Raw genomic sequence first — 24,404 nt, 5'->3', positions numbered from 1 at the left:
CAAAAATCGGCAGTGTTCCCTCGTATTCCTGTGCATGATAAAATCATGCTACAGGAGGAACAGCCATGGCTAGTAAAGAACTAATAGCAAAGCTTAGAGAGAAATACATCCAAAATCCGCCGGAAGGCCTGTCGGCGAACGAAATCCGCGAGATGGACGATGAAGACCTTCTCGACATGGATTACTTTATGCACGAAGATGACGAATTCTTTGACGAGGTAGATTGGTAATTTATAGCCAACATACCTCCGCTTTGCGTGGCCCGGTCTTGTCCGGGCCTTTTAATTCAAGGTTTCGCCGCAAGGCGAAATTTCCTATTAAACAAAAAAGCCGCAGATGCGTACCTTTTGGTAAACATCTGCGGCCTATTATTTTTCCTAAATAATCACTTAGTAATTAAGCGAAAGGGTTCTCTGTAGGATAAGGAAGTGATGCAGGCTGGTTGTAGCCGATTACTTCTGCTCCAACATACTTGAATACCTCGAAGAGTGCCTTTCCGAAGTGACCGAATGCTACTGCACCGTGATGAGGGAAGTTGTGCTGGATAAGAATGTGTCTGTAGAATCTTCCCATCTCCGGAATAGCGAATACACCGATACCACCGAAGGATCTTGTAGGAACATTGAGAACCTCACCCTGTGCAACGTATGCCTTAAGATGGTTATCAGATGTGCTCTGAAGTCTGTAGAATGTGATGTTGCCGGGAGCAATATCACCTTCAAGTGTTCCCTGTGTAACTTCCTCAGGAAGGTTTCTAGCCATGATTCTCTGGAACTTCATCTCGCAGCTAGCAAGCTTGCTTGTGCAAGTATTTCCACAGTGGAAGCCCATGAATGTATCTGTGTGCTTGTAGTCGAACTTGCCCTTGATGGACTCTTCGTACATATCAGCAGGTACAGAGTTGTTGATATCAAGAAGTGTAACAGCGTCGTCAGAGATGCATGTTCCGATGAACTCTGAGATTGCGCCGTAGATATCTACTTCGCAGGATACCGGAATTCCGCGTCCTGTAAGTCTTGAGTTTACATAGCAGGGAACGAATCCGAACTGAGTCTGGAATGCAGGCCAGCACTTACCGGCGATACATACAAACTTCTTGCCGCCTCTGTGCTCCTCGATCCAGTCAAGAAGTGTAAGCTCATACTGAGCAAGCTTAGCAAGGATTTCAGGCTTCTTGTTGCCTGCGCCAAGATCCTTCTCCATGTCTGCAACAACTTCAGGAATTCTCTTGTCATCAGCGTGCTTGTTGAAGCTCTCGAAAAGATCAAGCTCTGAGTTCTCTTCGATCTCTGCACCCATGTTGTAGATCTGCTGAATAGGTGCGTTACAAGCAAGGAAGTTCATCGGACGAGGGCCAAAGCTGATAACCTTGAGCTCTGAAAGTCCGTAAAGTGCTCTTGCGATCGGAACGAACTCGTTGATCATCTTAGCGCACTCATCTGCTGTTCCAACAGGATATTCAGGAATATATGCCTTTACATTACGAAGGTGAAGGTTGTAGCTTGCGTTAAGCATTCCGCAGTAAGCATCTCCTCTGCCGTCGATAAGGTCATTCTGTGACTCCTCTGCTGCTGCGCAGAACATTACAGGACCACCGAATTTCTCAGCAAGAAGTGTCTCGGAAATCTCGGGACCGAAGTTACCAAGATATACGCAAAGTGCGTTACAGCCTGCCTTCTTAACATCCTCAAGAGCCTCAAGTGTCTGAGTCTCGCTCTCGATGATGCAAACAGGGCACTCATAAATGTCGTCTTTGTTGTAAAGCTTTGTGTAGCTCTCTACAAGAGCCTTTCTACGATTGATTGCAAGTGATGCCGGGAAACAGTCACGGCTTACTGCAACTATACCAATTTTAGCCTGGGGAATGTTATTCATCCTTAAATCCTCCTACCCTTAAAATAATTGTTTTTGTTAAAATGTGTGTACGTTCACACACTCCTAAATCATAAGTTTTGGTGCCTTTTTTGTCAACGGGGCATATTTCACAGAAATAAAAGCAAAAATCTGTTAACTATTCCTCCTGCCTCCCCCCTCTGGGTGAAGGTGGCGCGTAGCGCCGGATGAGGGTCTACAAATTCTGTTCAATATGTATACTCAGCTCCGTATAATTCACCTTCTTAGGCACTGTGCCATACGCCAGATAATTAAACAGAATCTCCAGCGAGAGTTTACCCTGCTTCTCGGGCTCCTGACAGATCGTTGCGGTTATCATTCCCTTGTGGAACATCTCATACTGCACCGCTACAAGGTCATTCGTGATAATCCTTATTTTTCTCTGCGGATCCTCTGCTGCGATAAGCCTGCAGATATCGTAATCCCTCGGGTTGATGACATAAACCACGTTGGTCTCGGGATACTTAATAAGCATCTCTCTGACTGCCCGCTTGTTCTCCTCTCGGTCAAGGGATATGCTCCACTTTCCGAGAAGCTCCATATCGGGATAGCGCGAGTTCATCTCATTTGAGAAGCCTCTGATACGCTCAGTTGCACTCTCCTTGATGCTGTCGTACTCCGTAAAGAAGCATACCTTTGCATCCTCTCCTCCGGCCATTGCAGAAAGTCCTGCCGCAAGCCTTCCGGAAGCGATATAGTCACAGCCCACATAGGCCAGATGCTCTACGCCGTCAAGTCTGCTGTTGTAGAAAACCAGTGGTATGTCACGCTTTTTCTGTTCTTCAATTATCAGATCATTTACGGGAGAAGTGGTGCCTGTGATGCAAACACCATCATACTCTCCGATTGTTTTCTTAAGCGATTTTAACAGGCTCGCCTCTTCCTTCGCGCTGTCGGGATACTCGACTATATCCGTTGTTGCAGCATAGGCTTCCAGGGATTTTGCCTTTTTCTCGGCACTCTCCCTCACCGGAATAAAAAACGGGCTGTACTGTGTCTTGGGAATCATAAAAAGAAACTTTAGCTTCTTTTTCCTGACTGCAAGTCCCTGTGCCACACGGTTGGGTTCGTAGTGGAGTTCCTCGCACGCTTTCTCAACGCGTTCTCTGGTCTCCTGCTTGACGTAGCCTCTGTTGTGAAGCACGCGGTCGACAGTACCGATTGAGACACCGGCCTGCTTCGCTATTTCAGTTATCGTTGCCATTTTCCCCTCAGATGAGTCCTGCGATATCGATGTTCTCTCCTGTTATGCCTTCGTATGCACCGTCAGCGATCTCAGAAGCATCCTTGTGTGCAAGAAGCCACTTGTTTGTAGCGAAAAGTGTTCTGTCATCAAGGTTCTTGCCTGCTGTCTCGGTAGTTCCTACGTTTGTTCCCTTGGGAAGTGCGATGAGAACCTTGAAGCCCTTGGAAGCATCTGCGTGGCAGGGTGCATAGTGAAGAGTTGAAGCATAAACCTCAACAAGCACACCCTTAGGGCACTTGAATGCTACAACCTTTGAAGAATCAAGCTTGCCGTCCTCGATGTCGCTGAGCTTAGCAAGAAGAAGGATGAAATCCTCTGTTCCAAGGTTGAACTCGCTGTCTCTGTGGTACTCCATGCAGTTCATCTTTGTGTTGTGTCCGTTGCAGTAACCAAACTGGAAGGGCATGCCGCCGAAAAGGCTTGTGCCAAGATCCTTGGTATCTGCTGTAGCCATGAGCTTAGGCTCCTCAGCCACATAAACAACACCCTCCGGACAAGGTGTGTCATTCTCAAGTGTCTTAAGAATATCAGCTACGCTGTATCCCTCAACAACTCTGCCGTACTCTTTGAACTCTTTGTCTGTTACACTTTTGATTACCATTTCTCTCCTACCTTTCTTTATTGTTATTGTGCTTTGTTTTTCTCAAATCATCTAACGAATTACGATTTCCGTTAACGTACACACATTATAGGTGAAAAGATGGTGTTGTTCAATTATCAGATTTATACAAAATTACGGGGAAGGTTTTTGACACTATTTTCCTATAGAAGCCCCAACTCTTTCTGCAGATACTCTGCAGCCTCTTTTATAACTTCCTCTGAAAATGCAGGTTTAAGACCAAGGGCGGATATAGCATTAAAGTAATCCATGCTCCCTCCGATCCGGCCAAGCTTCATAAATATATCTGTTCCTCTTCTCTTATCCTTCATAAACTCGTTCGCAATATAGATTGCAGATAAATCGCTTATGGAATATGAGATCAGGTATCTTGGAAGGCCTATAGCCTCTACATTTCTATATAGTCCTGCTCCTTTATCAAGAAGTTCCGGATGCATTTGAACTACGCCGGGTTTATATTGTCTTGTGAGCTCATTGAATTTATCTATGCGCTCCTGCTTACTTGCCCCAGGACAGCCGTACAAAAAAGTTTCAAATTCATGAAATAAACAATACCCTGCAATTTCATCAAGAACTGACGTCAGATGACCTTTTCTGTACTTATCTGCATCCTCACCGAAAAACTTCTCTGCGTAATAATGAGATATAAATTCCATGGACTTGGATGGTATCTCCACCAAATCCTGCACAGGATCCTGAAGCTCCTGGGGCTCCAGCGAATCCATTGACAGCATGGTCTGCATAGCATGACCGCTTTCATGTATCAGATCATTAACACTTTCGGCATCATCAAGAAAGTTTCCATAAATAAAAGGAACTCTCATTTCGGGTATCCCTACAGTGAACGCCAGCCCTGTTATCCTGGTATCCGTTGACTTAATATCAACATAGCCGTTCTCATTCATTTTTCTGAAAGTATCGCCAAGTACAGGATCCATATCATCATACATTTCCTGCACCTTTTCTCTTATGAACTTCTCATCCCCAAGCGGCTTTGCATTTCCGTCAGCAAAGAATATGTCACTGTCATAGGACGTAAACTCTGAAAGTCCCAGCTCTTTTTGTAATTTCTTATTACTCTTTTCCAAAACAGGGAGGATATATTTCTTTACATTGTCGCAAAACTCTTGGAGCTCATCCTCTCCATAAGAAAATCTTCCTCTCGAAATATTCTCATAATCAAGATAATTCTTAAATCCATTAGCCTTTGCAAGCTTATCCCTTACTTCAACTAACTCTCCTATGAGCTCACCGAATCTCTCACCATTCTCGGCAAAAGCTTTTTCCACGGAATAGCGGGCATTATGTCTAACCTCTGTGTCGGGGGATTTTTTCTTGAATCCTATTTGAGATGCGGAAACCATCTCCCCGTTATATTCATACTTAAGTTCAGACAGACATTTGTGGAGCTCAGTCACAAGCTCGTTTTCTCTGATCAGGAATTCCTCGCCCGCTTCATACAACTTTTTTTCATTTAACTGTTTCTTTATCAGAAAGGCTCCGTATTTTTCTTCAAAAGCCTCGCGATATGCACTGTTTTCGACAGCTTCGTAAATTCTCTGTTCACCTGCTACAGCCATTTTTCCGAAAACATATGCCTTCTCTGCATTATTCTCCTCATCAGTCCCGTCAAGATAACTTCTGATGTTAAGAATTAGAGCCATGGTGGCACTATGAGCAACTACCTTCTGATATTCTTTGTACACCTCGTCGAATTCTTCGAAGCTCTCCCCGTTTTTTGCTGCTGTGACTGCCTGACCGATTTCAGCCTCCAACAAATCAAAATCCGGTCTCTCATACTGAATCTCATCAAACCTTTTCATCCCCAAAAATCTCCTTCGTTATTTGATTTCCCTCGTAATATTCTTAATCCATCCCTTGCTCATATAATGATGGATTGCAAACGGCATCTTGGCAAATTCATCCGTACACATAAGAATATAAACCGTAAGCGGCGGAAGCTTCAACACAAATGCGCTGATCAGTCCCAGCGGTACCGCAAACGCCCACATACAGGTGATGTCCAGTACCATTCCGTACTTGGAATCGCCGCCGCACCTGAAGAGCGACGCTATGAGCACGGTATTTATAATCTGTCCCATCTGATAGACCACGTTTATGTACAGCATTATTCTCAGATAATGCGCTGCAGTAGCGGATATCTTCACAAGTCCCGGCACGAACGGACTTATTGCAAAAAGCACGGCTCCGGAGACAATTCCCGATAATATGGTAACTCTCAAAATTGAAGAGGCATCTTTTTCCGCGTCCTTGAGTCGATTTTCGCCAATCTCTTTTCCAAGCATAATTGATGCCGCACCGGATATTCCAAATCCCACGACAGTAACCAGATCCCTTGCCACTGAGACAACTGAGTTTGCTGCCACTATGTCGGACCCGAGATGTCCCATGATGATGGAGTTCATGTTAAAAGCAAGTCCCCACATCGCATCATTTATAAATGCAGGAAGTGAATACTTTCCGAAATCCACGATAAGGGCCCTGGGTATTCTGAACATGTTAAGCACATTCTTCGGAAGCTCTTTTTGCCTGAAGAAATCAATGATACAGACAGTCAGTCCGATTCCCCAGGATATCGAAGTTGCAAGCGCTGCTCCCGCTATGCCCATCTGCGGAAAAGGACCTATTCCGAAAATCAAAAGCGCATTAAGAATAACGTTTATAATCAGCGTCGATGCTGAGAGGATTGTGGAAAAAAGTACCCTCTCACAGCTTTTCAAAATAGTAAGAAACGGCTGCGCGATTCCAAGGAATATGTAGGAAGGTGCGGCATATCTAAGATAAATTGCTCCGGCATCTATCAGCTCAGGCACATTTGTCCACACCCTGATAACATGATACGGGAAGAAAAATGCAAGAATTGCCACATTCACAGTCACGACAAGCGAGATAATAAGGCCTATTCCGAGTATCTTGGAGATGACCTTCATATCTCTTTTGCCCCAGTACTGAGCCGCCAAAATTGTCAGCGCAGAATTGAGTCCAAAAAACAGGACATTTAATAAGAACATCACCTGCCCCGCAAGGCTTGATGCAGATATAGAAGTCTGGTCAACTCTTCCAAGCATAACTACATCTGCCATGCTCACCGCTGACGCTATTAAGTTTTGCATTACAATCGGGATTACAAGTCTGAAAAGTTCGCGATAGAATCCCTGTCTTGCTGATATTATCTTTTTCATAAAAAAAAATGTCTGTAGTCCTGTTTTGTCGCCTTTCATAATTCTGTTATGCAATTTTTAGTTGCACTTAATTTTATCGTATATAAAAACTCAAATCCATTATTTACATTTCTAAATTTATATGATATCGTATTGAACGTTTCAAGGATATTCATCCAAGTATTCCATTTTGGTTTTGATGATTTGTTTGAAAGATTTTTTCTTATGATGGGGTCCATTTTTATACTTATTTGCTGTTGTTGTAGCATTTTCATGTAAAAACTTACTAGAATACTATCTACTTAAGTCTAAAGAGAAATTTCCTGCAAGGCAGCTAGTTTTACAGAAAGGATCACAATGACTGATTATTTTTATACAAGAAAAGAGCAGCTCGAAAAGCTGCTTAGTAAGTATGAATTTGAAGCATGTAAACTTCCCGACGGGACGCTTGCCATATACAACAACGGAGCACGATGCTATCACCACACTAAAACCAAGGAAGGAAAAAGCACACGTTCTTATATCCCAAAAGAAAACTATGATTTAGTTCGAAAACTTGCAAGAAAAACACTATTACTCGACAACATCCGCGATGCAAAAAACGAACTAGCTGCAATCAAAGCATATCTTAAGGTGCGTAAGAAATGCAGATATAATGATATCCTTTCTAAGAATTCACCATATTTACAATTTCTTTCACCCCAATTTGCCTGGCTGGATGATGATGGCTATGAATCAAATCCCAATCACCCCGAAGCACTTATTATAAAAGCCCCCAAGGGGCAATTTGTCCGCTCAAAGTCAGAAGCCATTATAGCTTATGCTTTATTTGAAAACCATCTTTCTTACCAATATGAGGCAAAGCAGATAATAGACAATATTATTGTGTATCCTGACTTTTCTATCAGGCATCCTGGTAATGGAAAGACTTATATATGGGAGCATTTTGGACTTGCAGATCAAATAACCTACCAGAATAGCATGACTTCTAAGATCAGGAATTACATAAACGCTGGATATGTGCCAGGTGATAATCTTATCTTAACCTTTGAAACCAAGGATTGCCCTCTTGATATAAGCTATGTACACACACTAATCCAATATCACTTTGGACCTTTTGAAAACAGAATATAACCTTTGATTTTCACAAAAAGCTTGTACTATTATTTTTGTTACTCTTTTTCAGTGATTTTCAGGCTTATAAAGGCGCAGTTTTTCGCAATCTAAATAATTAAGAGCATTTGTTACTCTTAATAGCTACTATTGGGAGTAACATTCTGATGTTTTTGGTCTATTTGCGAATTTTCCCTAAGCAAAAACATGATTTTACACCCAATAAGAGTAACAAACTTATTTTTACTCTGGATTTGCGAAGTCTCAAACAGGAGAAGGATCGATGAATCACCGAAAATATAACAGCACAATGCCCATGCTCATAAGTTTAGCATATACATAAACACAGAAAAAGCGCCGCAGCAAGCCCCCTCGGCAAGCCACAGCGCCTCTTATAATGTTTCTTATCTCTGCCGAATTGTCTCCACATGAACAACCAGTTCTGTCATGAAATAGGAAACAATTCCACAAACAAATTACTGTGCGGAACCAATTCGCACGAGTGCACGGTAAAGCTTGGCTTCAGCGCGTACTCTTGCTTCCTTGGTGAGCTGCGCATCCTTCAGCGCCTCCTCTGCCCTGGCTTTAGCTGAACGCGCGCGTTCCACATCTATCTCGTCGCTCCACTCCCAGGTGGTTGGCAGCACACGAACTTCTCCATCCATAACGGAAAGCATTCCGCCGATGCAGGCTGCTCTGCGCTCCTGTCCATTACCAAGGGTTACGTGAGCTGTACCCATACCTATGCCTGTGCAGTAATTGGTATGTCTTGCTAAAATCTCAACATCACCGTCTACCGTGCGTAGCATGATCTTCTCAACTTCGCCCTCATATTCCAATCCATCCAGGGATACGACCTGTAAATGATAAGTAGCCATAAATTAACCTCATCCGTTCTTCTTAGCTTTTTCGAACACTTCATCAATTGTTCCGACAAGCAGGAAAGCTGACTCCGGAAGATCATCACACTCACCGTTAAGAATCATCTTAAATCCGCGGATGGTCTCCTTGAGCGGAACGTATTTGCCCGGAAGTCCTGTGAACTGCTCAGCAACTGAGAAGCTCTGTGACAGGAAGTTCTGAACCTTACGTGCTCTGAATACTGTCTGCTTATCCTCATCAGACAACTCATCCATACCCATGATCGCGATAATATCCTGAAGTTCGCGGTATCTCTGGAGAACCTGCTGAACACCCTTTGCTACCTCGTAGTGCTCTTTACCAACTACGTCGGGAGAAAGGATACGGCTTGTGGAATCCAGAGGATCTACTGCCGGATAAATACCCTTCGATGCAATATCACGGGACAATACGGTGGTAGCATCCAGGTGCGTGAATGTTGTTGCAGGTGCAGGGTCAGTCAAGTCATCGGCAGGCACGTATACGGCCTGAACCGATGTGATTGAACCCTTCTTTGTGGAAGTGATTCGCTCCTGCAAAGCACCCATTTCTGTTGCCAGTGTAGGCTGATAACCAACGGCTGAAGGCATACGACCAAGCAGCGCTGAAACCTCTGAACCGGCCTGTGTGAAACGGAAGATATTATCGATGAAAAGAAGCACGTCCTGATTCTTAACATCACGATAATACTCAGCCATTGTAAGTCCGGAAAGGGCAACTCTCATACGAGCTCCCGGAGGCTCATTCATCTGTCCGTAAACCAGTGCAGTCTTGTTAATAACTCCACTTTCCTTCATTTCTCCGTAAAGGTCGTTACCCTCACGGGTACGCTCGCCGACACCGGTAAATACTGAAATACCACCATGTGCCTTTGCTACGTTATTGATAAGCTCCATGATGAGGACAGTTTTACCAACTCCCGCACCACCGAACAAACCGATCTTACCACCCTTAGCATAAGGGCAGATAAGGTCAACGACTTTAATACCTGTCTCAAAAATCTCAGTTGCAGGAACCTGATCTTCGAACGACGGAGCAGGTCTGTGAATAGGCCATCTCTCCTGCGTTGTGGGAGCAGGCTGATTATCAACCGGCTCACCGAGAAGATTGAAAATTCGTCCGAGGCACTCGTCACCTACCGGAACTGAGATAGGAGCAGCTGTATCAACCGCATCGATTCCACGAACAAGTCCATCCGTGGAACTCATGGCAATACAACGAACTACGTCATCACCAATCTGCTGTGCAACCTCTGCAACAAGAGTCGCATCACCATTCTGAATCTCAATGGCACTATGCAGATCCGGCAGCTCACCCTCGCCAAAACGAATGTCAAGGACAGGTCCTGTTACCTGTATAACCTTTCCAACATGTTTTTCACTCATTGTGAGTTTTCTCCTTTATGGTTCTTCTGCACCGGCAACAATCTCAGTAATTTCCTGAGTGATGCTTGCCTGTCGTGCTCTGTTATAGTACAAACTCAATGTTTCTATCATTTCTTCTGCGTTGTCGGTAGCTGCTTCCATCGCAGTTCTTCTCGCTGCAAGCTCACTCGCAACGGAGATGTTGATACTCGAATAAAGCACTCCCGCCAAATACTCCGGAACAACTGTATTGAATACAGTCTCACTGTCCGGCTCGTACAGAATCAGCGATTTCGACTTTTTGGCTTTTCCCTCTTCCGCCTTCAAATCAGACAGCGGCAGGATGGGGCTTGCCTTGGGAACCTGTGACATCATTGATATAAAATCGGTGTAGCACAGGAAAATATGTCCGAATTTTCCTTCTTTATAGGCCTCACAAAGGATCTTCGCTACAGAGAAGCACTCTGAAATGGTTACCTTGGCAACCTCCGCAAATTCCTCGGTGAAAATCGGAACATTTCTGTGTTTGAAGTACTCAACCGATTTCTTACCTATCGGGAGTACTTCGATGTCACGTCCCTTTGTCTCGCTCTCCATGAACTTAAACAGGTTGGAGTTGTATCCTCCCGCAAGTCCTCTGTCACCGGCGATTACAACGTAGAGCCACTTATCACTCGTTCCCACCTTTGTGTAGGGAGACTGAAAATCGTGGTTTCCGTTTGCGATGTCCTGAAGTGTTGCAAGCAGTGTCCCCAAATAGGGTTTGGAGTTATCTGCTTTCTCCTTCGCTTTTCGCAGCTTACTTGCTGCAACCAGCTGCATCGCTTTTGTAATCTGCATGGTGCTCTGTACGCTTTTTATCCGGAGTTTCACAGCTTTCATATTAGCAGCCATGTGTATTTCCTCCAAAAAGTGTTATCAATGGACAACTTCAGCTATCTCAGCCTTTCTTACTTAAGAAGCTCTCTGTATAAGCCTTGAGTACATTCTTCATCTTCTCTTCGGTCTCAGCCTCGAGTTTTCCTGTCTCGCGGATAGTCTTCATGACTTCGCTTCCGTCAGGATTACTGTCGAGGTAATCGAAAAGTCCTGCCTCGTACTCGGCAATATCAGTAACAGCAACCTCTGTAAGCACGTTATTGATAACCGCATACAGAATGGCAACCTGCTTTTCAACGGCTACAGGTGAGCTCTTGTCCTGTTTAAGAACTTCCACGATTCTTTCACCCTGTGCAAGACGTGACTTTGTGTCTTCGTCAAGGTCAGAACCGAACTGAGCAAAGCTCTGCAGCTCTCTGTACTGTGAGTAGATCAGCTTCAGGGTTCCGGCAACCTTCTTCATAGCCTTGATCTGAGCATTACCACCTACACGGGATACGGAGATACCGGGGTTAACCGCAGGCATGATACCTGAGTGGAAAAGCTCGGTCTCCAGGAATATCTGACCATCTGTGATGGAGATAACGTTTGTAGGAATGTATGCCGATACGTCGCCGGCCTGGGTCTCGATGATAGGAAGTGCGGTAAGTGAACCGCCGCCGTTTTCATCGGAAAGTTTAGCTGCTCTCTCAAGAAGTCTTGAATGCAGATAGAATACGTCACCGGGATATGCCTCACGTCCCGGAGGTCTTCTGATCAAAAGTGAAAGAGCACGATAAGCAACCGCATGCTTTGAAAGGTCATCATAGATAACCAGCACGTGCTTACCCTTGTTCATAAAGTACTCACCCATTGTGCAGCCTGTGTAAGGTGCGATGTACTGCAGAGGGCTGGGCTCTGAAGCCGTAGCTGCAACGACGATGGAATACTCCATAGCGCCTGCATTCTGCAATTCAGCAACAAGTGAAGTGACTGTTGATCTCTTCTGACCGATTGCAACATAGATACAGATAACATCTTTACCCTTCTGGTTGATGATAGTATCGATCGCAATTGTGGTCTTACCTGTCTGACGGTCACCGATAATAAGCTCACGCTGTCCACGTCCGATCGGAATCATGGAGTCGATAGCCTTGATACCGGTCTGCAAAGGCTCTTTAACAGGCTGTCTCTCGATGATGCCCGGTGCCTTGATCTCAACAGGTCTGTAATCATTTGATTCGATAGGGCCTGCGCCATCAATCGGCTGACCGATTGCGTTAACAACACGGCCTATCATTGCATCGCCTACCGGAACGGAAACAACGCGTCCGGTACGCTTAACGGTCTGTCCTTCGCTGATACCAACATCTTCTCCGAACAGAACCGCGGATACTACTGTCTCTTCGAGGTTCTGAGCCATTCCGAATGTGCCGTTCTCGAACTCGAGAAGCTCTCCCGACATACAGTTCAAAAGTCCTGAAACTCTTGAAATACCGTCGCCGACGGTAAGAACTGTTCCGGTCTCATTCTGAATGATCGCATTTTGATAGTTCTTGATCTGGCTTCGAATCACCTCGGATATTTTTTCTGGTTTTAATTCCATTCTAAAAGCCTCCGTGGGTTTTATTCCTTACATGACTGTCTCGTCAACCTTTTTGCGGAGTTCATCAAGTCTGCCCTGTACTGTTCCGTCATAGAGCTTGCCTTCGATCTCCACCCGGATTCCTCCGAGAACAGCTTCATCGGTTTTTTCAGTTAGCAGAATCTTCTTTCCGCTGACAGATTCAAGCTTTGATTTAAGTGCGCTAAGCTGTGATTCGTTAAGCTTGATCGCACTGGTCACGGTTGCCTCGGCAATGCCGTGATCCTTGTTGTAGCTCTCTTTAAATCTTCTCGTACATGCTGAAAACTGTCTCAATAACCCTCTTTCAATAAGGATCTTGATAAAGTTAAGCAGATACGGCTGGAGCTGTCCGTCAAATGCTTCATCTACCAGTTTCAGTCTCTCTTTTCTCGGAACCGAGGGTTCTGATAAAAGAGTAATATAATCGGGATTCTCCTTGAAAATCTCCTTGACCGATTCCATCTGACTTAAGATATCATCCGTAAGGTTTTCCGAAAGCGCCAGATCATACAGACTCTGTCCGTATAAATCTCCAGCCTTGGTCATGACGCCTCCCCTACATTGTTAATGAATTCGTCAATAAGTTTCTTATGATCGTTCTCGTTGATTTCCTTCTCAACGACTTTTCCTGCAATATCCATTGCAAGTCCGCCGATGGTGTCCTTAGCCTCGTTAATGGCTTTCTTCTTTGACTGTTCGATATCAGCCTCTGCTCTCTCCATGAGACCCTTGGCCTGCTGCTCAGCTTCTTTAACGATGTTGTCAGCCTTGCCCTGAGCTTCCTTCTGTGCCTTTGCAACAATGTCTGCTGCCTCGGCCTGTGCGGAAGATAAGCTTGTCTCATATTCCTTCTTCATGGATTCAGCTTTTTCCTTGGCTTCACGAGCTCCCTTTATTTCGTTCTCGGTGAGCTGTCTTCTCTTTTCAATTACCTCGTTGATAGGCTTGAAAAGGAATTTCTTGATGAGCCACATCTGAATGAAGAGGTTGCAGATCTGAGCTATGAACGTCCACGGAACGAGTGTTACTAAGTCCTGTGTGCCCATTCGTTTACCTCCATAATTTCTACTGCGGGGCTTAAACTACTCTGAAATGATTAGTTCAGGTAGCCCATGAATGTGCCGGGTGCAACGAAGATAAGCAGTAGACCTGTAACGAAACCATAGATACCGGTTGTCTCTGCGATCGCACAACCAAGAAGCATGGTACTTGTTACGTCACCCTTACACTCGGGCTGGCGTCCGATTGCCTCAAGAGCCTTTGAAACGGCATTTCCTTCACCAATACCGGGTCCGATACCGGCGATCAGTGCACATCCTGCACCGATACCGCATCCTGCAAGTGCAATACCTTTTGCTAAAATCTGAAAATCACTCATGTTGAAATCCTCCTAAGATTTTTATTATGATTTTTCTTATTTAATTTTCCCCTCATCCGGCACTTCGTGCCACCTTCTCCCCCAGGAGAAGGCATATAGATGAATTAACCCTCTGCTGCGTTTGCGATATACATAATCGTCAGCATTGAGAAAATAAACGCCTGCATACATCCTGTAAACCAGTCAAAATATACGCCCAGGATTGCCGGGAGACCGACGCTCAGGATCGGAATTTGGGAAAGTACATCACCCACAGCGCCCGGTATGAGTCCGAATAATGCGGAAGACGCAATGGCAAGTGCTGCATAGATCAGTCCGTCAATAACAATACCGGAGAGTATGTTACCGAAGTGACGGCAAGCCATACTGACAGGTGTTGCCAACTCGGATAGAATATTGAACGGTGTCATAACAGCGATGGGAGTTGTAAATCCTTTCAGATACCCAAGAAAACCTCCTGCTTTAATCTTGCATGCAGTGATGATAACAAATACGACAATTGCCCATGCCGCTTCTGTCGAAAGATCGGCTGTCGGACTTCGAAGTCCCACAAGGCATATAAGGTTCGACACTATACTCGTGGCGAATATCGCGGATACCAGCGGAATCAGCCAGTCAAACTTCGTGCCACCGGTATTACTTCGAACCAGATTGTGTGCCGCTTCAACGATCATCTCTGCAACCGCCTGGCGCTTTGAAATATTCTCGACCTGAAGGTTTCTCGTCAGGAAGATACACAGCAGCGTTATGATTGCCATTACTATCCAGCTGACAACCAGAGTCTCGGTAATATTGAAATCGCCCAGAATCGGTATGCCGGTGTGGATGGAGTAATATATCTTACTGCCGGCTACTTCAAAGTTCATACTTTATTTTCACCTTCCTTTCCTCGCAGTTAGAATCCCGCGAATTTTTATTAAAATACTGGGAATAAAAAGAGGTATCACACCGGTCACAAGATTGATCGCCGGTACGAAGATAGACAGAATCACCCATAAGAGCTGCATCATCGTGCGATACCGAAGGCTCACTGCCATGGTGCTTCTGGCTCTGTCTGTCTCCTCCTCACTCATCCCCGTGATCTTCTGCACTGTGAGTCCCATCCAGAAGAAGTTACCCACTGCAACGATAGTTCCACCTATCGCACCTAAGAAGACCTTATAATCAAAAGGTACCGTATAGCCAAAAGGCGCATCACTGGGTACCACTTGATGCAAAATAAAAAACAATATTATAACGATAAGGCTGGCCACCGCTGTCCCCACAGCAATAAAAGTGGTCTCCTTTTTGACTGCGTCCTGAATTACCATAAAACTTTCTCCGTCCCCCTCGCCCTTTAAATATGCTTGTTAAAACTCACTTCGTTGTCCGGGCGTTTTTTCTTTTCGTTCTTCTTATCGACTTCCAGATACACCTTGTAGGCTGTCATGGCTGATCCGCCAAGTCCGAAAAAGAAACCGATAATGTAGACCCAGCCGCCGACTCCGAGCTTCGTAGTCAGCAGATAGCACACAAAAATACAGATGAGGAGCGGTGTTACAAGTGATAACCCAAGCTGCCCCACCATCGCAAACTGCGTCATAAGTTTTGAAAAATCTGTCGTTTTCTTTATCATTTAAGCCTTTTTCCGAGAATTCGTGATAATTCTAAAAAAGTCCGAAATACCGCAACATATATTTCAATAATACAGTTATTTTTCAGAAAAAACAATTGTTAGTAATCGATTTTACAAACATTTTACAAAAAGCCAAGAATGCTTTTATAAGCTATTCTCGGCTTTTTAAGCTGATTATAAAATCAGTACAATATTTTTATTTCTTGGAAATCTTTTTTGCTGCTTTATGAACTTTATCGTAGGCAGCATATCGTTCTACCATCTCATAAATTACTATGTCGGGATCGTAGCATTCCACCCAGGAATCAAACTTCTTTCCGACATCATTCCAGACCACAAGGGTCTCTCCGAAGCTCTCGGCGAAATCCTCTTTCAAATAATTAACAATAAAGCTGTTTCCGACTATCATCACCTTGCAGTCATTTCCTGCTTTATTATTTATAAAGTGATAGGTCTTAATGCCCTCAAACTCCGAATGTTCCTCGTCATAATTCTCATCCATGACTGCATTAGTGACCTTCCTATTAAAGTTCTCGGAAATATTTTCCCTTCTGACTCCGCCGTAGAAGCTCATTCCCTGATCGGTCATGTCTATATCAAAATCCGATTCCGCAAGGACACTGAACTTATCCTCCCGGTTTTCGTTTAGCTTTTCCATGACCTTGGTATATCCGATAAAGGCACCTCTCTGAGTCCAATGCACGGGATCCCCGTATTTGCTGTAAACCTCGTAGTTACTCTTTTCAGCTACAAAATCATCCTTTAGAGGAATCACCGGTACATCCGTCCTTGTCTCAAGGGTTTCCAGGAACTGGTCAGTCCTTGAATAATCTCCGTACTGATTAACACTTGTTGGGAAGTACTCGGGATAGATGGTCTGCTTATCCCAGCACTGCATATAATAAAACTCGCAGTCCCTGCCCTTTAAATAATCCGATATAGTTTGGAAATCGGAGGCGATACGATCCTTTTCCTTGTCGGTGAACAGATTGAAATGCTGATAGGTTTCCACCATATCATTTTCAATTATGTTGAACTCACCATCCGGTCCCAGTCTGTATCTCTTGCCGTTTTCCATTCTCCCGAATACGTGGTACTGCATCAGAGCATTCATAGAGATTATCTGATCTCTGAAACCTAGTCTATCGTTCAGGTAATTCTCTATATCTGTGGGAAGCTCCTTATTAAAACCGCCATCCTTTCTAAGTTGCGGAAAACCTGCAAGCGTCCTGTTCTCCTGCTCAGAAATGGCATCCTCATCCCTGTTAATAAAAATCAGAGGAAGAAGAAGCATCACGGCAAATCCGATTATGTATATTTTCTCTAAAAACTTATTTTTCATAATCACCCTTAAGCTAGAATTGGAAATAAATGAACGGATTATAGGTTCCGGACATAACCCTCATAATTGCAAGAAGGAACATTCCGTACACCGCTGCCAGCTTTACAACGCTATATGCTGTGCCTGACATTCTGGCATCACAAAATTGTTTCAGGCGCGTAAATCCGCCAACTATATCAAATATTGCAATAGCCATCACAACCAGAACCCAGTTATTTACATACCAGGAGATCTTAAATCCGGGCATTCCGGATAATCCGATTCCGAACATCGTGCCCAGATACTTCATGGCCAGAGCAAAGTTATCCGCTCTGAAGAGCACCCACCCGGTATTGATAACAAAAAGCGCATATATGTGTCTTAAAATATTTTTACCTATTGCATTCTTTTCATCCGCAGAAGCGCTCTTGCCGCGGCCTCTAAGGAGTCTCTCCACAACAATAAAGAACCCGTTCCAGGCGCCCCAGATTACAAAGTGCCAGGATGCACCATGCCAAAGACCTGTCAGCATGAATACGATGATGAGGTTCCTGTATAGGTGCTTCCTGTTTCCGCCAAGGGGAATATAAACGTAGTCCCTGAACCAGGAGGACAGCGATATATGCCATCTTCTCCAGAACTCGGTAATGTTCTTGGATATGTATGGTCTGTTGAAGTTCTCGCAAAAATGGAATCCCAGCATCCTTCCTATACCGATTGCCATGTCACTGTAGCCCGAGAAATCATAAAAAATCTGCAGCGAATACGCGATACTTCCAAGCCAGGCAATAGCCACTGTGTTATTGGATATTCCGGCTTCCCAGATGGTATCAACCACCTCAGCCATCGTATTTGCGATTATGGCTTTCTTAGAAAGGCCGATTATAAACCTCGTAATACCTGCAGAAAAATCCGCCATTCCGGGATTCCTGTTATCAATCTCATTTTCTATATCGATGTATCTGACAATCGGTCCGGCAACAAGCTGCGGGAACAGAACAATATAAAGGGCAACCTTGAGCGGGTTCTTCTGAACCCTGACATCACCCTTGAAAACATCGATCACATAACTCATTCCCTGGAAGGTAAAGAAGGAAATACCGATAGGCAGAATGATTCCCCTAAGAGGAATTGATATCCCAAAGGCATCATTTAATGTCTGAATGGAAAAATCCAGATACTTGTAGTAAAAGAGAAGCAGCAAGTTACAAACAACTGCCAAAAACAGAACCGCCTTCTTTTTATGTTCAAACAGACTCATAAAAAGAGCAGACAGATAATTGATTATGATACTTGCCACAATGATCCATAAATACCGGGGCTGCGACCACCCAAAGAACACCAGACTCATGATAAGAAGCCATGCATTCCTATAGGTCTGACTTCTTATGATGTAGCAGCCGATCAGTGTCAGCGGCAAAAAACAAAACAAAAAAACTGTAGAACTAAAGACCATAAAAGCTCCATCTCTTGAAAAGAGGTTCCGACAACTCGGAACCTCCTACATTTTTTATTCCTCTACAACCGTTTTGATGTGAAGCTCTTCGAGCTGCTTCTCGGTAACCTCTCCGGGAGCACCCATCATGATATCCTGGGCGTTCTTGTTCATCGGGAAAGGAATAACCTCTCTGATTGTAGGCTCGCCTGAAAGGAGCATGATCATACGGTCTACACCGGGAGCAATTCCTGCATGCGGCGGTGCACCATAGCAGAATGCATTGTACATTGCAGGGAACTTAGCCTTAACATCCTCTTCGCCAAGGCGTACAAGCTCAAATGCCTTGATCATGATCTCGGGATCATGGTTACGAACAGCACCTGATGAAAGCTCGATACCGTTACATACAAGGTCATACTGGTCAGCCATGATATCAAGAGGATCCATCTCACCTCGCTCAGCCTTAAGAAGTGTCTCCATACCGCCTGTGGGCATTGAGAAAGGATTGTGGCAGAACTCAAGCTCGCCTGACTCCTCACCGATCTCGTACATCGGGAAATCAACAATCCAGCAGAAGGAATACTGCTCCTTGTCCATGTGTCCGGGAACAGCAGCACCGAAAGTCTTAACAACTACGCCCGCTGTCTTCTGTGCCTGAAGAAGTTTGCCTGAGCTGAGTACCACAAGATCACCGGCCTTAAGTCCAAGTGCGGATACAACAGCGTCCTTGTTCTCCTGAACGAACTTGGCGATACCGCCAACAACTTCGTTATTCTCATCTATTCTGAACCAGTAAGGCTTAACACCTGCCTGAACCTCAACGTCAGCGATGGTCTTATCGATGAACTTGCGGCTCTCCTTGAAATCAGAGATAACAACTGCCTTAATTCTTACATCCGTATCGCTTCCATCTTCAGCCTTGGTCGCAAACGGACCAAATCCGCAATCCTTAAGAACCTCTGTAGCATCCTGAACTGTCAGGTCGATACGAAGGTCCGGCTTATCTGAGCCATACTTCTCCATAGCTTCGCGATAAGGAATTCTTGCAAACGGAGCACCTGATGCTCTGTCATATGTGCCATATTTTGCAAAAATCGGAGGAAGCACATCCTCACAGATCTCAAATACATCTTCCTGAGATGCGAAAGCCATCTCCATATCAAGCTGATAGAACTCACCGGGACATCTGTCACCTCTTGCATCCTCATCACGGAAGCAGGGTGCAATCTGGAAATAGCGATCGATTCCGGAGGTCATAAGAAGCTGCTTGAACTGCTGAGGAGCCTGGGGAAGTGCATAGAACTTTCCGGGATGCTTTCTCGCAGGAACAAGGTAGTCTCTTGCACCTTCGGGAGATGACACTGTAAGAATAGGTGTTGTGATCTCCATGAAGTCATGCTCGATCATAGATGCTCTAAGAGCAGCAATGACATTGCTTCTAAGAATAATATTCTTTTTAACCTCAGGATTTCTAAGGTCAAGATAACGATATTTAAGACGAGCTGTCTCATCTGCCTCGCGGCTTCTGTTTATCTCAAAAGGAAGCTCGTTGTATCTGCAGCGTCCGAGAACCTCTATCTTCTCGGGAACGACCTCGATATCACCTGTCTCCTGCTTGGGGTTCTTGGAGCTTCTCTCCCTAACTGTACCCTCAACGGAAATAGTTGACTCCTTATTGATTGCCTTAACAACCTTCATCATGTCCTCGGTCTCGACGACAATCTGTGTTGTTCCATAAAAATCTCTCAATACTACAAAGCCGAGCTCAGCTCCGACTTCACGAAAATTCTCAAGCCAGCCTACAAGCTTAACTTTATTTCCCACGTTCTCGGCTCTAAGTTCGCCGCATGTATGTGTACGTGACTGCATTTCTAATACTCCTTAACTAAACTACGCATTTGGCGCGAAAATATACCAGAAACCATTTTAGCACAAATAGCTCACCTATGTTATTAATTTTTCAGCTCATCCCGTCTGTTTCATAGGCAAGCATATAGCCTTCATGGCCGCTTCTTGCATCCCACGCCGCATAGATTCTGTCTATAGGAGTATGACCGTTTTCTTCACTAATGTCAGTAAGTATCAATATTACCTGGTTTTTGCCGTTCGGCGCTATAACATCATTACTTCGGAGGTTATCGGTAAGTACGTCAATAAGGATCTGCATTACTTCCTCGGCGACTTCTCCGCCGTCCTCTCTTGTAACAATAAACTGCACGATCCAGACATTCACAATGGTTCTCTTCGCCATTCTGGAAAAGAGTCTGTAGACCATCTGCAATTTATCGAGATCTACAAGATATGCGCCTTTCTGACTTCCGCGCTCCTCGAGAAGCATCTTTATTCCGGCAACGCCGTTCGCTTTGAGTTCGCTTTGATCGTTGCCATTCATGCCGCTGCTTCTGAACATATCATATCCGTGTTTTCCGTTTTGCTTTACATTATAAAGCGCTTTATCGGCTTTTCTGAAAAGCTCCGAATAATCCGTTCCCTCTTCAGGGGCACAGACAGCTCCGATGGAAACACCGAGCGGGATTCCCATCTCCTTACCCATGATATCTTCTCCGGATTTCAGTATCTGTTCGTTCAGATATTTTTCTTTCTCTGAAACCGCCAGCTCATCATTGGCTCCTTTTATAAAGGTCACAAATTCATCTCCGCCGATTCTGCCCACAAAATCATCATCACGAATGCAGGACCTGATTAGTTCCGCAAATTTAATCAGAACCTTATCACCTGTCTCATGTCCGAATACATCATTAACAAGCTTGAAATTATCAAGGTCAATTACCATCAGGATACCATCAGTATTCTTGCACATTTCTTCCAGTGCCAGCTGAGTATATCCCTTATTCCAGAAGCCTGTCATCGGGTCTATCTTCGCTTCCTTCTGCCATCTCTCGAGACTGTTAATACCGAGGCCGATTCTTCCTATCATCCAGCCGATGAAAATTACAAAGAGGGTGCATACCGTAAAAAGATATGCTTTGAAATAAGCCCTTTCAAAAATCTGGGATTCCTTCATAACATGGAAGCTTTCCTGTCGTATTACATTTTTTCCTGCAGAGTCATATACCTCTACATTTAATTTGTAGTCTCCATAAGGAAGGTTCATATAGCTGAGAGGATCTATCTCCCTTTGAGTGCATATTATGCCTTCGTCTCCGCTCCCCTCAAGTACTATGTGTACAATAGGATTGGATAGAGTAAAATTCAAAACGGCAACATCAAAGGTTACCCTGCCTGAGGTAGCGGGAATTAAATAATTTCCGTTTTCGTCAGGTTCAATCTCTTCATTATCCGCTGTCAGCTTTCCAACTCTTATTGCGTAATCCTTTTCATCAAAAGTCTCCCCGTTGATGCCTATTCTTCGTACGCCGTCAGTACAGCATAGATACAAATTCCCATCGTAAACAGCGTTGCGGGAATTGGCCGTAAGAGTTGAATAAAGTCCCTTACTCTTATTAAAAAGCGTATAGCCCATGTCCTCGACATTATTTATCAGATCTTCTCTTTCCACTATATAGATTCCGGCACTGGAGGTTATCCACACCCTTCCGTCGTCGGTAAACTGTACATCATAATTGTTTTTGTACGGGAAATTCGTAAGTCTGGTTACCTTCTGATCCTTGTAATAATAGAGCGCATTACTGGTAACATAGATATATTCCCCATCTCCGCAGGGAACGATCTTCATAATAACAAGGGATTCCATACCATCATCCTTGGCATAGCGATATATAATCTTTCCCTCGGAAATAATTATTATACCCCCGCCGTCTGTTCCTACCAGCAGATCTCCGTTTGCAATTTCAACCATAGTAAGAACCTGGGTTGTCAGCCCATCCTCTTCACCCATGGTTCTTTTTACAACACCTTTTCTTATAAAATTAAGTCCCGTGCTGGTAGCCGCAACAATTGTCCCATCCTCAAGCTCTATGACACATCTGAATTTACCGCCTAAGGTTCCCCTGTTTCTCTCATTATAGGTCTCTATTCCGCCGTCAGTTTTTAATTCTATAAGTCCGTGTTTCCCATAGGTGCATGCCCATATATTGCCCTGTGAATCCTCCATGAGGTCATGTATTCTTACATTCTTGAAGTAGTTTGGATGATCAATAGGAACTGCGTAATAAGTCTTTAAATCTATGGTAACAAGCCCGCTGTTCGTTCCCACATACAAAAGGCCGTCCTTTACAAGGACGCAGTTTACAACATCCTTATCAACGTTCGCCCTGGCAAAAATGTCCATGAAAGGATTCCAGGAATATCGAAGTATTCCCTGCTTATTGGATACAAACCACACGTTCCCCTGATAATCCACAGTTATATCCGTAATAGAGCTGGAAAAATCGGCAACGGACATACTCGTACTTATTCCCTCTTTGGTCATAAAACCGTTGCCCTTCTCGCAGCAGTAAAAGTACCCATTATTTTCCTCGGAATAATATATCTTGTTAAAATATTCAGCGTCATCCACCGAATACCTTCTGCCCTCTATTACCTGCTTATTTACTACGGTAACACACACAACAAAATCAGAGGTTGTGCCTACAAGAAACTCATTATTGTCTCCTGTTCCGATTGCGGAAAAAGATGCCATATCTTCCTTCAGCTTCATCTTGTTTATGAGCTGAGATCCCTCTGTAAAGAAAAGCTCGCCGCCATTTGTAACACCGCCCACTATGCCATGATCGTTACATACCATAGAGCGCACGCCGTTTATTTCTTCGTCCGGATATTCCACTATCCTTCCATCTGTTCCCACCATGCAGAGTCTTGTTGCAGTCGCAACAAACATATTTCCGTAAGGGTCTTCACAGAAGTGTCTTACGGAATTTGAGGACAGACCTTCATAAACCGTATAGAAAAGAATCTCCCCGTTATTAGGGTTATACTTTGCCATTCCGCTGTCATTGGTACCGATCCAGAGACATCCCTTTGTATCCACGTACAAAGTCATTACGTTACTTATTCTCTCATCAAGTACTACTTCCTCGAATTTATTTCCGTCACATCTGAACAGCCCGGCATAGGTTCCCGCCCAGACATACCCATCTGGTGTCTGTGCTATCGCATTTATCTCCATCGTAGCCAGTCCGTCATCGGTATCATAGATAACAGCTGCATATTCCGACTTTATATCAAAGGCTTTTACCTGCATGGAAAACATAAGAGAAGCAAGCGGTATCAGAGCAAAAAGAAGGATACTTCCGGAAACAGTCTTTATTCTTCTGTCCGTAATACTCATATGAATGCGCACAAACAGTGTTGCAATAAGAACACTTAATACCTTATCAGGAACATTAACAAATGCATCTCCAAGAAATGACCATACTACCGGAACATTTACGTCCCTGGATATCATGTCTATCAGTCCGTCGCCCCAGATATTTCCCGTCCTTCCCTCATAAAAATGAAGACTTAGGGGCGTCGAAATACACACCGACAAAAGTCCGCAGAACATGGCTGTTGCCAGCACTCTGAATAAGGAATAGTTTCTTGATTTTGAAAAGATGATACCTGCTGCTATTCCTATAGCAATAGATACCAAAGCATACGCAAGATTTATCGGATTTTCAAATGCGGTAATAATATTCAGACTTGCACCACAAATAGCTCCGCCTACAGGGCCGAGCTCAATTGCTGCAATAATAGTACCAATCGCATCCAGCCAGAAGGGCAGCTGAAGCGCGGTAGCTATATATCTTCCAATTAAGTTGACGAGAATGCAGACAAGCATAAGCACATACGTCTGCCATCTCTTTAGCTTTTCCATTATGTCCCCTTCACAAGCCTTTTTGTGCAAGTATACTGGTCGCAATTTTACAAATTAATTCTATCACTGAG

At 44.3% G+C, this 24,404-nt stretch carries 21 protein-coding genes; 2 read left to right on the top strand and 19 right to left on the bottom strand.

Annotated features, from left to right (window positions below):
- Positions 1 to 65 precede the first annotated feature (65 nt).
- Entirely contained in the window at positions 66 to 230 is a 165-nt protein-coding gene (locus G596_RS25185) for a hypothetical protein (protein WP_196805201.1), read from the top strand.
- Between the two features lie 166 nt (positions 231 to 396).
- On the opposite strand, the gene G596_RS0107110 is transcribed toward G596_RS25185, so the two are convergent.
- From G596_RS0107110 to G596_RS0107090, 5 genes are all read right to left on the bottom strand, one after another.
- Positions 397 to 1,875: an L-fucose/L-arabinose isomerase family protein gene (locus G596_RS0107110; protein WP_022761149.1), complete on the bottom strand. Its 1,479-nt coding sequence runs from the start codon at positions 1,873 to 1,875 to the stop codon at positions 397 to 399.
- A 193-nt stretch (positions 1,876 to 2,068) separates the two neighbouring features.
- A complete protein-coding gene (locus G596_RS0107105; RefSeq protein WP_022761148.1) occupies positions 2,069 to 3,097 on the bottom strand; it encodes a LacI family DNA-binding transcriptional regulator in 1,029 nt (342 codons plus the stop codon).
- A 7-nt stretch (positions 3,098 to 3,104) separates the two neighbouring features.
- Complete coding sequence (locus G596_RS0107100) at positions 3,105 to 3,740, bottom strand: DUF4867 family protein (RefSeq protein WP_022761147.1); 636 nt, start codon at positions 3,738 to 3,740, stop codon at positions 3,105 to 3,107.
- Positions 3,741 to 3,901: 161 nt separating this feature from the next.
- A complete protein-coding gene (locus G596_RS0107095) occupies positions 3,902 to 5,581 on the bottom strand; it encodes a M3 family metallopeptidase (protein ID WP_022761146.1) in 1,680 nt (559 codons plus the stop codon).
- An 18-nt stretch (positions 5,582 to 5,599) separates the two neighbouring features.
- Positions 5,600 to 6,961, bottom strand: coding sequence for an MATE family efflux transporter (locus G596_RS0107090; protein WP_026671232.1), 1,362 nt, complete (start codon positions 6,959 to 6,961; stop codon positions 5,600 to 5,602).
- A 336-nt stretch (positions 6,962 to 7,297) separates the two neighbouring features.
- On the opposite strand from G596_RS0107090, the gene G596_RS23640 reads away from it, so the two are divergent.
- Complete coding sequence (locus G596_RS23640) at positions 7,298 to 8,074, top strand: hypothetical protein (RefSeq protein WP_022761143.1); 777 nt, start codon at positions 7,298 to 7,300, stop codon at positions 8,072 to 8,074.
- Between the two features lie 455 nt (positions 8,075 to 8,529).
- Here G596_RS23640 and atpC read toward each other — a convergent pair whose 3' ends face one another.
- The 14 genes from atpC to G596_RS0107010 form a co-directional block, all read right to left on the bottom strand.
- Positions 8,530 to 8,931 carry an ATP synthase F1 subunit epsilon gene (gene atpC, locus G596_RS0107075; protein ID WP_022761142.1) on the bottom strand — a complete coding sequence of 134 codons (402 nt, stop codon included), beginning with the start codon at positions 8,929 to 8,931 and terminating at the stop codon, positions 8,530 to 8,532.
- Positions 8,932 to 8,940: 9 nt separating this feature from the next.
- Positions 8,941 to 10,338, bottom strand: coding sequence for a F0F1 ATP synthase subunit beta (atpD, locus tag G596_RS0107070; protein WP_022761141.1), 1,398 nt, complete (start codon positions 10,336 to 10,338; stop codon positions 8,941 to 8,943).
- A 15-nt stretch (positions 10,339 to 10,353) separates the two neighbouring features.
- Positions 10,354 to 11,211 (bottom strand): ATP synthase F1 subunit gamma, encoded by an 858-nt coding sequence (gene atpG / locus G596_RS0107065; RefSeq protein ID WP_022761140.1) that lies wholly within the window; start codon positions 11,209 to 11,211, stop codon positions 10,354 to 10,356.
- Between the two features lie 46 nt (positions 11,212 to 11,257).
- Complete coding sequence (atpA, locus tag G596_RS0107060; protein WP_022761139.1) at positions 11,258 to 12,781, bottom strand: F0F1 ATP synthase subunit alpha; 1,524 nt, start codon at positions 12,779 to 12,781, stop codon at positions 11,258 to 11,260.
- Between the two features lie 27 nt (positions 12,782 to 12,808).
- Positions 12,809 to 13,348, bottom strand: a complete 540-nt coding sequence (atpH, locus tag G596_RS0107055; protein ID WP_022761138.1) for an ATP synthase F1 subunit delta — start codon at positions 13,346 to 13,348, stop codon at positions 12,809 to 12,811.
- The gene (gene atpF / locus G596_RS0107050; protein WP_022761137.1) at positions 13,345 to 13,848 is read right to left on the bottom strand and encodes a F0F1 ATP synthase subunit B; all 504 of its coding nucleotides are present in this window, start codon (positions 13,846 to 13,848) and stop codon (positions 13,345 to 13,347) included. Before atpF ends, atpH begins: the two co-directional genes overlap by 4 nt.
- Before the next feature lie 50 nt (positions 13,849 to 13,898).
- The gene (atpE, locus tag G596_RS0107045) at positions 13,899 to 14,180 is read right to left on the bottom strand and encodes an ATP synthase F0 subunit C (protein ID WP_022761136.1); all 282 of its coding nucleotides are present in this window, start codon (positions 14,178 to 14,180) and stop codon (positions 13,899 to 13,901) included.
- Between the two features lie 104 nt (positions 14,181 to 14,284).
- Positions 14,285 to 15,046, bottom strand: coding sequence for a F0F1 ATP synthase subunit A (locus tag G596_RS0107040; protein ID WP_022761135.1), 762 nt, complete (start codon positions 15,044 to 15,046; stop codon positions 14,285 to 14,287).
- A 9-nt stretch (positions 15,047 to 15,055) separates the two neighbouring features.
- Entirely contained in the window at positions 15,056 to 15,490 is a 435-nt protein-coding gene (locus G596_RS0107035) for an ATP synthase subunit I (protein ID WP_022761134.1), read from the bottom strand.
- 26 nt (positions 15,491 to 15,516) lie between these two features.
- A complete protein-coding gene (locus G596_RS0107030; protein ID WP_022761133.1) occupies positions 15,517 to 15,795 on the bottom strand; it encodes an AtpZ/AtpI family protein in 279 nt (92 codons plus the stop codon).
- 196 nt (positions 15,796 to 15,991) lie between these two features.
- On the bottom strand, positions 15,992 to 17,137 hold the full coding sequence (locus tag G596_RS0107025) for an alginate O-acetyltransferase AlgX-related protein (protein WP_022761132.1): 1,146 nt from the start codon (positions 17,135 to 17,137) through the stop codon (positions 15,992 to 15,994).
- A 13-nt stretch (positions 17,138 to 17,150) separates the two neighbouring features.
- Entirely contained in the window at positions 17,151 to 18,572 is a 1,422-nt protein-coding gene (locus G596_RS0107020; RefSeq protein WP_022761131.1) for an MBOAT family O-acyltransferase, read from the bottom strand.
- 54 nt (positions 18,573 to 18,626) lie between these two features.
- Positions 18,627 to 20,423 carry an aspartate--tRNA ligase gene (gene aspS / locus G596_RS0107015; RefSeq protein WP_022761130.1) on the bottom strand — a complete coding sequence of 599 codons (1,797 nt, stop codon included), beginning with the start codon at positions 20,421 to 20,423 and terminating at the stop codon, positions 18,627 to 18,629.
- A gap of 91 nt (positions 20,424 to 20,514) precedes the next feature.
- Positions 20,515 to 24,333 carry a ligand-binding sensor domain-containing diguanylate cyclase gene (locus G596_RS0107010; RefSeq protein ID WP_022761129.1) on the bottom strand — a complete coding sequence of 1,273 codons (3,819 nt, stop codon included), beginning with the start codon at positions 24,331 to 24,333 and terminating at the stop codon, positions 20,515 to 20,517.
- Positions 24,334 to 24,404 lie beyond the last annotated feature (71 nt).

The organism is Butyrivibrio sp. AD3002 (assembly GCF_000420905.1).
GTDB lineage: Bacteria > Bacillota > Clostridia > Lachnospirales > Lachnospiraceae > Butyrivibrio.
The sequence above is the reverse complement of the archived record's forward strand: the minus strand, read 5'-3'. Positions and strand labels throughout refer to the sequence as shown.